Source organism: Kitasatospora sp. NPDC058243 (assembly GCF_042882025.1).
GTDB lineage: Bacteria > Actinomycetota > Actinomycetes > Streptomycetales > Streptomycetaceae > Kitasatospora.
Genome location: NZ_JBHVWW010000014.1, coordinates 41,263 through 54,592, shown reverse-complemented (window position 1 = coordinate 54,592; position 13,330 = coordinate 41,263). Strand labels below are relative to the sequence as shown.

Annotated in this window: 11 protein-coding genes; 5 read left to right on the top strand and 6 right to left on the bottom strand. The window is 74.1% G+C overall.

The features are described from left to right. The first annotated feature begins 145 nt into the window (after positions 1 to 145). Complete coding sequence (locus ACFVX9_RS12620; RefSeq protein ID WP_387981541.1) at positions 146 to 1,687, top strand: APC family permease; 1,542 nt, start codon at positions 146 to 148, stop codon at positions 1,685 to 1,687. Between the two features lie 252 nt (positions 1,688 to 1,939). Here ACFVX9_RS12620 and ACFVX9_RS12615 read toward each other — a convergent pair whose 3' ends face one another. The 5 genes from ACFVX9_RS12615 to ACFVX9_RS12595 form a co-directional block, all read right to left on the bottom strand. Beyond that, entirely contained in the window at positions 1,940 to 2,992 is a 1,053-nt protein-coding gene (locus ACFVX9_RS12615; protein ID WP_380487278.1) for a hypothetical protein, read from the bottom strand. A 174-nt stretch (positions 2,993 to 3,166) separates the two neighbouring features. Next, the gene (locus ACFVX9_RS12610; RefSeq protein WP_387981539.1) at positions 3,167 to 4,747 is read right to left on the bottom strand and encodes an alpha-amylase family glycosyl hydrolase; all 1,581 of its coding nucleotides are present in this window, start codon (positions 4,745 to 4,747) and stop codon (positions 3,167 to 3,169) included. Positions 4,748 to 4,953: 206 nt separating this feature from the next. Then, the gene (locus ACFVX9_RS12605) at positions 4,954 to 5,580 is read right to left on the bottom strand and encodes a bifunctional 4-hydroxy-2-oxoglutarate aldolase/2-dehydro-3-deoxy-phosphogluconate aldolase (protein ID WP_063350231.1); all 627 of its coding nucleotides are present in this window, start codon (positions 5,578 to 5,580) and stop codon (positions 4,954 to 4,956) included. A 26-nt stretch (positions 5,581 to 5,606) separates the two neighbouring features. Next, the gene (locus tag ACFVX9_RS12600; protein WP_387981538.1) at positions 5,607 to 7,226 is read right to left on the bottom strand and encodes an amidohydrolase family protein; all 1,620 of its coding nucleotides are present in this window, start codon (positions 7,224 to 7,226) and stop codon (positions 5,607 to 5,609) included. Beyond that, positions 7,226 to 8,527, bottom strand: coding sequence for an amino acid deaminase (locus tag ACFVX9_RS12595; RefSeq protein WP_380370398.1), 1,302 nt, complete (start codon positions 8,525 to 8,527; stop codon positions 7,226 to 7,228). Before ACFVX9_RS12595 ends, ACFVX9_RS12600 begins: the two co-directional genes overlap by 1 nt. 126 nt (positions 8,528 to 8,653) lie before the next feature. Here ACFVX9_RS12595 and ACFVX9_RS12590 point away from each other — a divergent pair, with 126 nt between their 5' ends. From ACFVX9_RS12590 to ACFVX9_RS12580, 3 genes are read left to right on the top strand one after another with little or no spacing between them, the layout of a single operon-like run. After that, positions 8,654 to 9,757 carry a sugar kinase gene (locus ACFVX9_RS12590; protein WP_380370401.1) on the top strand — a complete coding sequence of 368 codons (1,104 nt, stop codon included), beginning with the start codon at positions 8,654 to 8,656 and terminating at the stop codon, positions 9,755 to 9,757. Positions 9,758 to 9,794: 37 nt separating this feature from the next. Then, positions 9,795 to 10,544 carry an IclR family transcriptional regulator gene (locus ACFVX9_RS12585; protein WP_380487284.1) on the top strand — a complete coding sequence of 250 codons (750 nt, stop codon included), beginning with the start codon at positions 9,795 to 9,797 and terminating at the stop codon, positions 10,542 to 10,544. 26 nt (positions 10,545 to 10,570) lie between these two features. Beyond that, positions 10,571 to 10,996, top strand: a complete 426-nt coding sequence (locus ACFVX9_RS12580; protein WP_371521326.1) for a RidA family protein — start codon at positions 10,571 to 10,573, stop codon at positions 10,994 to 10,996. Positions 10,997 to 11,109: 113 nt separating this feature from the next. On the opposite strand, the gene ACFVX9_RS12575 is transcribed toward ACFVX9_RS12580, so the two are convergent. Then, positions 11,110 to 12,324, bottom strand: coding sequence for an MFS transporter (locus ACFVX9_RS12575; RefSeq protein ID WP_063350226.1), 1,215 nt, complete (start codon positions 12,322 to 12,324; stop codon positions 11,110 to 11,112). A 179-nt stretch (positions 12,325 to 12,503) separates the two neighbouring features. On the opposite strand from ACFVX9_RS12575, the gene ACFVX9_RS12570 reads away from it, so the two are divergent. Continuing rightward, on the top strand, positions 12,504 to 13,223 hold the full coding sequence (locus ACFVX9_RS12570; RefSeq protein WP_380370405.1) for a DUF2470 domain-containing protein: 720 nt from the start codon (positions 12,504 to 12,506) through the stop codon (positions 13,221 to 13,223). Positions 13,224 to 13,330: the final 107 nt, after the last annotated feature.

Genomic DNA, 13,330 nt, shown 5'->3' with positions numbered 1-13,330 from the left:
GCTCCCGGCAGGGTACCTCCCGGTCGGGCACGCACCCTTGCCGCTAGAAACCCGATCTCGTATGTTTTCCCGCGATCCCGGTCCGAGCACCACCCCCGGGAAGCCCTCACGCGTCACGCCACGTTCCCAGGAGCAGGAGCAGGTCATGACCGATGCCAGCGCACGTGCCACCTCCCCGACCGGCCCCCTCCCCCCTCAGGGCCCCGACATCGATGCCGACATCGATGCCGATGCCGATGCCGCTCGGCTGGCCGCCCTCGGCTACACCTCCGAGTTCAAACGCGACATGAGCCTCTGGGCGAACTTCTCCCTCGGCTTCACCTACCTCTCCCCGGTCGTCGGCGTGTACACACTCTTCGCCTCCTCCCTCGCGACCGCCGGCCCGCCGATGGTGTGGAGCTTCCTGATCGCCGGGGTCGGCCAGTTGCTGGTGGCGCTGGTGTTCAGCGAGGTGGTCGCCCAGTTCCCGGTGGCGGGCGGGGTGTACCCGTGGTCGCGCCGGCTCTGGGGCCGCACCTGGGGCTGGCTGACCGGCTGGGTGTACCTGCTGGCGCTGATGTCCACCATCGCGGCGGTCTCCTACGGCGCCGGCCCGTACGTGGCCGCGCTGCTGGGCGTCGAACCGAGCACCACGACGACCGTCTGGTGCGCGCTCGGCCTGCTGCTGCTCGCCACCGTGATCAACCTGGGCGGCACCAAGGTGCTGTCGGCGGCGGCCGTGTTCGGCTTCGCCGCCGAGCTGCTGGGCGCCCTGGCGGTCGGCGCCTGGCTGCTGCTGACCCACCGCTACCACGGCCTCGGCGTGGTCTTCGACCGCTTCGGCGCGGGCGACGGCGGCTCGTACACCGACGCCTTCCTGGCCGCCGGACTGATCGCGGTCTTCCTCTTCTTCGGCTTCGAGGCGTGCGGCGACGTCGCCGAGGAGGTGCCGAACCCCGGTCGACAGATCCCCAAGTCGATGCGGCGCACCCTCTACGTCGGCGGCGCGGCGGCGATCGGCGTCAGCCTGGCGCTGGTGATGTCCATCCAGGACATCGGCGCGGTGGTCTCCGGCGACGACAAGGACCCGGTGGCCTCGGTGCTGCACGACGCGTTCGGCGCCACCGGCGCCCGGGTGGTGATCGGCGTGGTGCTGATCTCCTTCCTGTCCTGCGTGCTGAGCCTCCAGGCGGCGGCGAGCCGGCTGGCGTACTCCTTCGCCCGGGACCGGATGATCGTGGGCAGCCGGCTGCTCGCCACCGTCTCGGACCGCCTGCGGGTGCCGCCGTACGCGCTGCTGCTCGCGGCGGCAGTGCCGGGCGTGATCATCGTCGGCGCCTCGGCCCTCTCCGAGGGCGCCCTGACGAAGATCATCTCCTTCTCCAGCATCGGCATCTACCTGGCCTTCCAGATGGTGGTGCTGGCCGCCCTGCGCGCCCGGCTGCGCGGCTGGCGCCCGAGCGGGGACTTCCGGCTCGGGCGCTGGGGCCTGGCGGTGAACATCGGCGCGCTGGTGTACGGGCTCGCCGCGATCGTCAACATCTGCTGGGGCCGCACCCCGGACGCCGCCTGGTACGACGACTACCTCGTGCTGCTCTCGGCCGTGGCGGTGCTCGCGGCCGGCGGGCTCTACCTGCTGCTGGCCCGCCCGCACCTGCGCAGTGACGCCCCGTCCGGCGACGCGACGGCCCCCGCCGGGGACGCCTGATGGCCCTCACCCCTGGAGGAATCCCCGTCGCCGCCTCCGGCCGCGCCCCGGACGACGGGCACCCCGAAGGCGCGCCATGAGCCAGGAGTCATGAACCCGGAGTCACGGAACCGGAGTTACGAAACCGGAGCCACAGAACCGGAGCCACGAAACCGGCCCGCGTCCGGCTTGTCCAGAGCCGGGCGCGGGCCGTCGGTCCCCACCCGGTGCCGATGCCCTCAGCGCCGGGTGGAGTGCTCACGTGCGGTGCGGTCAGACCGCGACCGCCTCCGCCATCTCCTCCTCGGCCTCCACCGGGCTCTCCACCGCCCGGCGCCCGCGCTCCTCGTGGAGCGCGGCGGCCACCAGCGCGGCCCCGCCCAGCAGCAGCCAGACCACCAGGGTCACGACGTGCCCGCCGAGGCCCGCGCCGCCGTCGAAGTACAGGATGCTGCGCGCGCCCTCCAGGAAGCCGGCGCCGGTCCAGAAGCCGTGCAGCGCGCCGAAGAAGCCGTTCTGCAGCTCGGGCCGGAAGACGCCGCCGGAGCTGGTGAAGTTCAGCATCACGAACAGCACCATCAGGGCCAGGGTGGTCCACTTCTTCAGGAAGCTGTGCAGGCCGATGCCGATCAGGACGATGCCCGCCGAGTAGAGCCAGCCGAGCGCCCACACCGCGGCCAGGTCGTGGTCGACCACATGGAAGACCGGTCCGGCGGTGACGATCCCGATCACGCTCACCACCAGCGACACCGCCACGCCGACCAGCGCCCGGATCCGCATGCTCAGCCCGGCGCCGGCCGCGCCGATCACGGCGACGCTGGCGTAGGAGCCGATGCTCAGCGCGACCAGCAGGAAGAACAGGCCCTGGCCGGTCGGGTCGCCCTCGGCCGGGGTGGTGAGGTCGGTGACGTGCAGCGGCACGCCCTGCCGGTCGGTGACGTTGCTGAACACCGCCGTGGCGGCCACCGCCGAGGTGTCCGAGTTCCCCTTGGCGACGAGCAGTTCGGGGCTCCTGGCGTCCGGGAGGAAGGCCCCCACCAGGTCGCGGTCGCGCAGCTGCTGCTCGGCGGTCGCCCGGTCGGGCAGGGTGCGGACGTCGACCGCCGCCCCGGCCTTTGCCTGGATCGCCTGTGCCAGGCCCTGCGCCTGCGGGGTGGTGCCGACCACGGCGACCTTCAGGTGGTGCGGCTCGGGCTGGTGGAAGGCGCCCTGGTAGGCGAGCGCCATGCCGAGGCACATCAGCAGCGGGGTGATCAGGTGGACGGCGAGGTGCTTGAGCGAGTGCCCCAGGGCGGGCGCTGCGACGGGGGTCTGGGGTGTGCTCATGGCGTTCGTACCGTCCTCCGGTGGCGTCGAGTGGAGATGAGTGGCAAATGCAACCATCAAGGGTGCCACGTGCACCCATATCAGGTGGTAAATGCAACCATCTATGGATGTAGCTTACAACTATCCGACGCCGATCGAAAGCCGCCCGCCCCAGCGCGGGCCACGGCCGAACGCTCAGGACAGCTCGAACACGCCGTACGAGAAGCCGTCCGCCCGCAGCTCCCCGTCCGCCACCCGCACGCCCCGCACCTCCAGCGGGCGCGCCCCGCCGTGCTCCAGCCGCACCACCCCCGGCTCCCGGCGCGGGTTCACCGCCACCAGGTACCGTCCGGCCCGGGTGTACACCAGCGGGTACCCGGCGTGCCGAACCTCCACCCCGCCGGAGGCGCCCAGCCCCGGATGCGCCCGGCGCAGCGCGATCAGCCGCCGGACGGTGTGCAGCAGCGAGGTCGGATCGACCCGCTGCGACAGCACGTCCGGGCGCCCCGGGTCCGGGTCGACGGGCAGGTAGAGGCGCTCGGGCGGCGCGCTGGAGAAGCCCGCCGCCGGCCCGGGCTCCCACTGCATCGGGGTCCGCGAGCCGGCCCGGTTGTACCGCGGGCCGAGCACGCTGCCCTCGACGTCGGGCAGTCCGGGCAGGTAGCGCATGCCGATCTCGTCGCCGTAGTAGACGGCCGGCAGGGTGGGCCAGGTGAACAGGAACGCGAAGGCGGCAGCCAGTTGCTCGTCGGTGCGCGGGCCGGTGGCCAGCCGGGAGAAGTCGTGGTTGGCGGTGGGCAGGGCGATGTGGCCGACGCCCTCGGTCGCTTCGGCGGCGGCGCGCCAGGCGTCCAGGAACACCTGCGGGGTGCCTCGCCCCTCGGCCTCGAAGTAGCACGGGCCCTGCTGCCAGAACTCCTCGACCGTGCCGGCGCCGTTGTTCCACAGCGAGCGCAGCGGCAGGCCGCGGTCGGCGCCGCCGAACTGCAGGAAGAAGTCCGCGTGGAAGCCCGCCGCGACGGCGGCCGCCGGATCGCCCCACTCGGCGAACAGCGCGGCCTGCGGGTGGGCGCGGTCCAGCCAGGCCCGCAGCCCGGTCCACAGCTTGGCGGTCTCCACCAGGCCCGGGTCGTCCTTGACCAGCGAGGACGCCATGTCGACCCGGAAGCCGGCCAGGCCGAGGCCGAGCCAGTGCGCCATGACGTCGCGCAGGGCCGCCCGGTTGGCGCGCGGACCCTCGGCGTCCACCGGCTGGCGCCAGGGCTCCACGGAACTGGGGCGCGCGTAGCCGAAGTTGAGCGCGGGCTGGCAGTCGAAGAAGTTCGGCCGGTACCAGCCGGGGCGGCTGCCGGGCGAGGCGACGAAGCCGTCCACCCGCTGGTCGGACCAGATGTACCGGTGGTCGGCCGGGTCCTCGGCGGCGGCCAGGAACCAGGGGTGGCGGTCGGAGGTGTGGCCGGCGACCAGGTCGAGCAGGATCCGGATGCCCTTGCGGCGGGCGGCCTCGACCAGCGCGACCAGGTCCTCGGTGCCGCCGTAGCGCGGGGCCGGGGCGAGGTAGTCGACGACGTCGTAGCCGGCGTCGCGGAACGGGGAGGCGAAGCAGGGGTTGAGCCAGACGGTGTCGACGCCGAGCCAGGCGAGGTGGTCGAGGTGCGCGGCGATGCCGGCGAAGTCGCCGATGCCGTCGCCGTCGGAGTCCGCGAAGCTCTGCGGGTAGATCTGGTACAGGACGGCGTCGGCCAGCCAGTCGGGGCCGGGGCGGGGCGAGGTCATGGGGGTGGGTCCTCCTGCCGGATCCGGGGGCCGGGGCCAGGGCTGGGGCCGAGGCTGGGGCTGGGGCTGGGGAGCACGATTCTCGCCCATCCCCGGCCGTCCCGACAGCCCACCGACCGGCCGTCCCTACTACCCGCCGACGGCCGTCCCGACAGCCCCGACAGTCCGCCGACCGCCGCCCCGGCACCCCGCCACCCGCCGGCCCCTCAGGCCCGGGCCACCGCGCACGCCGCGGTGAACGCCCGGGCCCGCCGGGTGATCTCCGCCCAGTCCCCCGCCGCGACCGCGTCCGGCGGCACCACGTCCGTGCCCGCGCAGACCGCGAGCGCGCCGTGCGCCAGGAAGTCGGCGGCGTTGCCCGCGTTCACCCCGCCGGAGGCCACCAGCGGGACGTCCGGGTACGGGCCGCGCAGGTCCTTGAAGTAGCCGGGGCCGAACGCCCGGGCCGGGAAGATCTTCACGGCGGCGGCCCCGAGGTCCACCGCCCGGGCCACCTCGGTCGGAGTGAGCGCCCCGAGCACCACCGGCACCCCGGCGGCCCGGGCGGCCTGCGCCACCTCGGGCCGGCAGCCGGGGGTGACCAGGAAGGACGCCCCGCTCGCGACCCCGCGCTCGGCCTGCTCGGCGGTCAGCACGGTACCCACGCCGACCCGCCAGCCCGCGTCCGCGGCACGCCGCAGGTGCGTCGTCACCTCCGGTGTGGTGTAGGTGAATTCGGTCCAGTTGATGCCGCCGTCGGCGAGCGCGGCGCACAGCGCGGCCGCGTCCGGGATGCGGGGCGCGCGGACCACGGCGATCACCGGGTCGTCCCGCAGGTCGGCGAGGGGGTTCACGGAGGGAGGATTCACGGAGGGGGGATTCACAGGGATCTGGTTCCTCGGTCGGTGCGGCGCAGGGCGCGCCCGGGCCGGGCGCCCGTGGTGCGGCCCTGCCGGACGACGGCGGTGCCGTTGACGTACACGTGCTGGACGCCCTCGGCGGGCAGCCGGGGGTGCTCGAAGGTGGCGGCGTCCCGGACCTTCTCGGGGTCGAGGAGCACCAGGTCGGCGTGGTGGCCGGGGGCGATCAGGCCGCGCCGGTGCAGCCCGAGCCGGGCGGCGGGCCGGCCGGTCATCCGGGCGATGGCCTCCTCCAGCGTCAGCACGCCCAACTCCCGGCTGTAGTGGCCGAGGTAGCGGGGGAAGGTGCCCCAGGCGCGCGGGTGCGGCCGGGCGCCGACCAGCAGCCCGTCGCTGCCGACGGTGTGCGCCGGGTGGCGCATGATCGCCCGGACGTTCTCCTCGTGCCCGACGTGCTGGAGGATCGTGGTGGCCAGTTCGTCGCGGCGCAGCAGGTCGAGGAAGACCTCCGTCCCGCTGCGGCCCTGCTCGGCGGCGAGTTCGGCGACGGTCCGGCCGACCGTCCGTGCCAGCTCGGCCGTCCGGACGCCGGAGATCTGGATCGTCGCCCAGTCGGTGACGACGCCGTGGCAGCCGTCGCTGCCCTTCTCCTCCACCTCGTACCGGATCCGCTCGCGGGCGGCCGGGTCGGCGAGCCGGGTGAGGGTCGCTTCCGGGCCGCCCTCGGTGGCCCAACTGGGCAGCAGGGCGGCCAGGGTGGTGGAGCCGGGCAGGTAGGGGTAGCTGTCCAGGGTGAGGTCGACGCCGTCGGCGAGTGCCTGGTCGACCAGTTCCAGCAGTTCGCCGGCCCGGCCCCGGTTGACGCCGAAGTTCATCGTGGCGTGGGTCAGGTGCAGCGCGCAGCCGGTCCGCCGGGCGATCTCCACCATTTCCGCGTAGCCCTCCAACGCGCCCTCTCCGTACGAGCGTTGGTGCGGGGCGTGGAAGCCGCCGTAGGCCGCGACCACGGTGCACAGCTCGACCAGTTCGGCGGTGTCCGCGTACATCCCGGGGGTGTAGCTGAGGCCGCTGGACATGCCGACCGCGCCGTCCAGCAGGCCCTGCGCCAACTCCTGGCGCATCCGGTCGAGTTCGGCCGGGGTGGGCGGCCGGTTGGCCCAGCCCATGGCGAGCATCCGCAGCGAGCCGTGCGGGACGAGGTAGCAGGCGTTGACGGCGACGCCGGTGCGGTCGATCCGGTCCAGGTAGCCGGCGACGCCGCGCCAGTCCCAGTCGAAGGCCTCCGGATCGCCGTTCCAGCCGGCCAGTTGGCGGCGCAGCGCGGGCAGGGTGGTGTCGTCCACCGGGGCGTAGGACAGGCCGTCCTGGCCGAGGACCTCGCAGGTGACGCCCTGGGTGACCTTGGCCGGGTGCTCGGGTTCGAGCAGCAGGGCGAGGTCGGAGTGGGCGTGCATGTCGATGAAGCCGGGGGCGAGGACCAGCCCGTCGGCGTCCACCACCGTCGGCGCGTCGAGGCCGGGGCCGATCCCGGCGATCAGCCCGTCGGCGATCCGCACGTCCGCCCGGTAGCGGTCCGCGCCGGTGCCGTCGACGACGGTGGCGCCCCGGAAGACGGTGTCGGGCGTTCTGCCGCCCGCCATCAGAAGAACGTCCTGACCAGCCCGGTGACCTTCGGCTCGGCCGCGTCGGCGGAGTCGAGCACCGGGATCGCGGTCCACTTGTCGAAGGCTGTGCACGGGTGGGAGACGCCGAGTCGCAGCACCGCTCCGATCGGGGCGAGGTCGCCCGCGTCGCGCAGGAAGGCGTGCTGGTCGTTGAGTGCGGTGATCCGGGCCGCAGTGCCGGTCAACTCGGCGCCGCCGCGCACGTGTTGCGGCTCGGGCAGGCCCTCGTCGAAGGGCAGGTCGCGCTTGCCGGCGTCCAGCAGGGCCAGTTGCGGCTCGGGCCGGGACACCACCCGGGCCCAGCCGTGCAGCGCGCTGCGGAACGGCGTGGCGCCGGCGCCCCGGACCAGCGGCGAGATGCCCCGGTAGAAGCCGTCGTCGTGGGCGATGTACGCGCCCGAGCGCAGGACCACGAGGGCTTCCGGCAGGCTTGCGAGTTCCTCGACGACCAGGTCGAAGTAGGCGCTGCCGCCGGCCGTCACGATCGGCCGGGCGTCGTCCGGGTAGGCGCGGGCGAGCCGGCCGTGCAGGTCGGCGAGCGCCTTGAGGTAGCCGCGGACGGTGGCCAGCCCGTCGGCGGTGGCGTCGTGGGCGAGCGCGCCCTCGTAGCCGCCGACGCCCGCGAGGCGCAGGGTGGGGGCGCGCAGCACGGCGGCGGCGATCTCGACGGCCGCGTCGACGCCGCGGGCGCCGGTGCGCCCGCCGGGGCCGCCGAGTTCGACCAGGACCTCGACGGGCCGCTGGGCCCCGGCGGCGCGCAGCGCCTCGTCCATCAGCCGGACGCTCTCGGTGGAGTCCACCCAGGAGACGAAGGCGAACGCCGGGTCGGCGGCCAGTTCGGCGGCGAGCCAGGCCAGTCCGGCCGGGTCGAGCAGGGTGTTGGCGAGCAGGATCCGCTCGACTCCGAAGGCCCGGGCGACGCGCACTTGCGGCAGGTTGGCGAGGGTGATGCCGTGGCTGCCGGCGGCGAGCTGCGCCTGCCAGAGGGCGGGCGCCATGGTGGTCTTGCCGTGCGGCACGAGCGCGACCCCGGCCTTGGCGCACCAGTCGGCCATGGTGCGCAGGTTGTGGTCGAGCGCGGCGCCGTCCAGGGTGAGCAGCGGGGTGCCGAGCCCGGTGAGGGTGGGCCCGGTGGCCAGCCAGTCGCGGACGGAGTGCCCCCAGGCCTCCGGCGGGGCGGCCTTGAACCGCCAGTCGAGCGTCTCGTCGGCGAGGGCCGCCACCGCGCCGTCGTCGATGCCCGGCCCGGTGCCGATGCTTGCGAAGGTCTGCTCCACCGTCTTCCTCCATCTGCCGTGTTGCAACATGTGCAATGAGGGTTGCACATGTTGGCATGACGGTTCTAGCATCGGCGCCGGATCACGGTCAACGGAACGGCCGCCGCAGACGGAGGAGCCCAGCAGATGCCGCGACAGGACACCCCGGGCCCGGCCCGCCCCGGTCCTTCCCCGACGGCCGTGTGCGTGGGCGAGTCCATGGCGGTGCTGCTGCCGGACCGGCCGGGCCCGCTGGAGGCCGTGGAGAACTTCCGGCTGTCGGTCGGCGGCGCGGAGTCCAACGTGGCCGGCGCACTGGCCGCGCTCGGCGTGCCGACCGCCTGGATCAGCCGGGTCGGCGACGACGGCTTCGGCCGCCGGCTGCTCGCCGAGGTCGCCGCCCGCGGCGTGGACGTCTCGGCGGTCGCCGTCGACCCGCACCGCCCCACCGGCCTGTACCTCAAGGAGGTCGGCGGCGCCACCGGCCACCACCACGACCTCGGCCCCGGCCGCAGCCGGCTGCACTACCACCGGCGCGGCTCCGCGGCCGCCGCGCTCTCCCCCGCCCTGCTGGCCGACCCCGCGGCCGTCCGGCTGCTGTCCGGCGCCCGCCTGCTGCACCTGTCCGGCATCACCGCCGCGCTCTCCGACGACTGCCTGGCGCTGCTGCGCGCCCTGCTCGCCGACCGCCGCCCGGAGCGGACCGTCAGCTTCGACCTCAACTGGCGCCCCGCACTCTGGCACGACCGCGACCCGGCCGTCCTGCCGCCGCTGCTGGACGCCGCCGACCTGCTGCTGATCGGCGCCGACGAGGCCGAGGCCGCGTTCGGCACCGGGGAGCCGGTCGCGCTGCGCCGCCGCTTCGCCTCCCCGGCCACCGTGGTGGTCAAGGACGCCGCCCGGCTGGTCACCGCCCTGGAGCGGGACGGCACGTCGGTGAGCGAACCGGCCCTGGCCGTCGAGGTGGTCGAGGCCACCGGCGCGGGCGACGCCTTCGCCGCCGGATACCTGGCCGGCACCGTCCGCGGCCTGGACCAGCGCCGCCGGCTGCGGCTCGGCCACCTGAGCGCCGCCTGCGCGCTGACCGCCCACGGCGACCAGGCCGAACTGCCGCCCGCCGCCGTGGTGGCCGCGCTGCTCGACGCCTCGCCCGCCGACTGGGCCGCCACCCGGGTCTCGGTGGAGGGCATCACCGGCCCGGCCGTCCCCGCGGACCGGTCCCGCGACACCCGGCGGGCCCGGGCACAATGAGCACCAACCCGAGCCCGAACGACCCCGGCGGAGCACGATGAGCCAGACCGTCACCCGCGCCCTGCGCCTGCTCGCCGAACTCGGCGAGGGCGAGCGCTCCCTCGACCAGCTGGCCGAGGTGCTCGGCGTCCACAAGACGACCGTGCTCCGACTGCTCCAGAGCCTGGAGGAGGAACGGTTCGTCTACCGTGACGCCGCCTACCGCTACCACCTGGGCGCCGGCCTGTTCGCCCTCTCCGGCCTCGCCCTGGAACAGCGCGGCGTCCGCCGGATCGCCGCCCCGCACCTGGCCGAGCTGAACGCCACCACCGGCCAGACCGTGCACCTGGCCGCGTACGAGGGCGGCGAGGTCGTCTACATCGACAAGTTCGACTCCCGGCACCCGGTCAGGATGTACTCCCGGATCGGCCTGCGCGCCGCCCTGCACAGCGCCGCCGTCTCCAAGGTGCTGCTCGCCGACCTGCCGCTGCCCGAACGCCGCCGGGTGGCCGCCGGGATCGACTTCACCCCGCACACCCCGCGCACCCTCAGCACGCCCGAGGCGCTGCTCGCCGAGCTGGAGAAGGTCGCCGTCCAGGGCTGGGCGCAGGACCACGCCGAGCACGAGTCGTTCATCAACTGCGTGGCCGCCCCGATCCGGGACGCCAGCGGCCGGGTCGTCGCCGCCGCGTCCATCTCCGTCCCGGACGTCGTCCTCCCCTACGAGCAGGTGCTGGACCTCCTCCCGCAGCTGCTCGCCACCACCCGCGCCATCTCGGCCGACTGCGGCCGCCCGGACCACAACTGATCAACCGTCAGACCGTAAGGAACCCCATGAACGAGCAGCACCCGACCAGCGGCAAGACCGAGATCCGCACCGACGGCGCCCCCGCCCCCGCCTGGATGTTCTCCCAGGGCGTCCGCAAGGGCCCGATCCTCCAGGTCTCCGGCCAGGGCCCGCAGGACCCGGCGACCGGCGAGTACCTGTACCACGGCGACGTGAAGGCGCAGACCCGGCGCACGCTGGAGAACGTCAAGGCGATCGTCGAGGCCGGCGGCGCCACCATCGAGGACGTGGTGATGTTCCGGGTCTACCTCACCAAGCGGGCGGACTTCCCGCTGATGAACGAGGTGTACGCCGAGTTCATCGACGAGAACATCAAGCCCGGCGGCGTGAAGCCCTGCCGCACCACGATCTTCGTCGAGCTGCCGCAGGAGCCGATGCTGGTCGAGATCGACGCCCAGGCCGTCGTCGCCTGAAACACCGTCGAGCAGCCCGACCACCGCAAGGGCCCGGACGCGCACCAGGCGTCCGGGCCCTCCGCCGCCCCCCTCGTTCACCGCCCCGCGGGCACTCCCTGCTCGGCCGGAGCTCACCGCCCCGCGGGCACACCCTGCTCGGCCGGGGCGCCCGAGCGCGCCACGACCCGCCCCTCGCCCGCCGCGCCGCGCCGGTCCAGCGCCGCCGCGAACACCGTCACCCCGAGGGCGACCGCGGTGAGCAGCCCGCCCACCCAGTTCGGCGCGTCGTAGCCGAGGCCGCCGGAGATGACCAGTCCGCCGAGCCAGGCGGCCAGCGCGTTGCCCAGGTTGAACGCGGCGATGTTGGCGGCCGAGGCCAGCGTCGGCGCGCCCGCCGCCTGGTCCATGACCCGCTTCTGCAGCGGCGCGACGGTCGCGAAGCCGAACAGCCCGATCAGCGGGATGAGGACGATCGCGGCCGGCTTGCTGTGCGCGGCGAAGGTGAAGGCGAACAGCAGCACCGCGAGCACCGCGAGGATCACGGTGAGGCTGCGCATCAGCGCGCGGTCGGCGAACCAGCCGCCCAGCAGGTTGCCGACGAACAGGCCGACGCCGAACAGGAAGAGCAGCCAGGTGACGCTGCTCGGGGCGAAGCCGGCCAGTTCGGTCATCATCGGCGTGATGTAGGTGAACATCGCGAAGATGCCGCCCCAGCCGAGCACGGTCATGGCGAGCGCGAGCCAGAGCCGCAGGGTCCGGAAGACGGCCAGTTCGGGGCCGAGACGGGCGGCGCCGGTCCGCGGCTGGACGGGCACCAGCGCCGCGATTCCGGCGAGGCCGAGCAGGCCGAGCCCGGCGACGACGTAGAACGTGGAACGCCAGCCGAAGTGCTGGCCGAGCAGGGTGCCCATCGGGACGCCCAGCACGTTGGCGGCGGTGAGGCCGGTGAACATCAGGGCGATGGCGCCGGCCCGCTTGTGCGGGGCGACCAGGTCGGCGGCGACGACCGAGCCGATGCCGAAGAACGCGCCGTGCGCGAAGGCGCTGACGATCCGCCCGACCATCAGCAGCCCGAAGGCGGGGGCGACGGCCGCGATCAGGTTGCCCACCACGAACAGGCCCATCAGCGTCAGCAGCATGCCCTTGCGGGGGGCACGGGTGCCGAGGATGGTGAGCAGCGGGCCGCCGACCACGACGCCGAGCGCGTAGCCGGAGATCAGCAGACCGGCGGTGGGGATGGCGACCGAGAAGTCGCCGGCGACCTCGGGCAGCAGGCCCATGATCACGAACTCGGTGGTGCCGATACCGAAGGCGCTGATCGCCAGCGCCAGGAGCGCGAGGGGCATGAGGGACCGCTTTCCAGAGAGAACCGTTGCGCATGCAACTACCAGCGTCGACAATACGAGACATCCGCAGGTACTTGCAAGCGCTTTCTATCCCCGATGGCAGCGACCCCGGCCTCGCCACTTGCCACACTCCCGAGCGGAGATTAGGTTAGGCTCACCTAACTAACTGGAGGTCCGTCATGAGCCTGCCCGCCGGCGACGCCGAGGTGCCCGAACCCACCACCGCCGAGCGGGTCCAGAGCCTGCTCAGCGCGACCTCCTCGCTCACCGTCCGCGCCTGCGGCGAGCACCACGACCTCGACACCCCGGTCTCCGTCCACGGCTCCCGGCTGCGCCTGCGCGCCCCGCTGGGCGACCCGCTCGCCACCGCCGCCGCCCGCGCCACCGACGGACTCGCCGTCGTCCTGGACGTCACCGACATCTCCCCCGTCGCCGTCCGCGACCGGATCCGCGCCCGCCTCACCCTGGCCGGCCGACTGCACCTGGCCCACCTCGCCGACGACGGCCTCAGCGTCCACCTGCGCGTGGACGTCGCCCACGCCGTCCTCTCCACCCCGTACGGCACCGGCGCACTCACCGCCGGCGACCTCGCCCACGCCGCACCCGACCCGCTGGCCCGCTACGAGGCCGCCATGCTCACCCACCTCGCCGACGACCACGCCGACGCCCTCGCCGTCCTCACCCGGCTGCTCGACCCGGACCTGCTCGCCCAGCACCCGGAGGTCCGCCCGCTCGCCCTGGACCGCCACGGCCTGGTCCTGCGCCTGGACCACCCGCACGGCCACCGCGACGTCCGCCTGGTCTTCCCCGAACCGGCCGCCGACACCGAGGACTTCGGGCAGCGGATGCACGAGCTGCTGACCGCCGCCCAGCACGGGCTGCCCGCCCACCGGATCTGAACCGGCCCACCAACGCGCCTGACGTATCGTCAACTTGCCCCGAGGGCACCCGAAAAGGTCCGGAAACGACAGCGGCCGGCCCGGCTCGCGAGAGAAGTCTCGCGAGC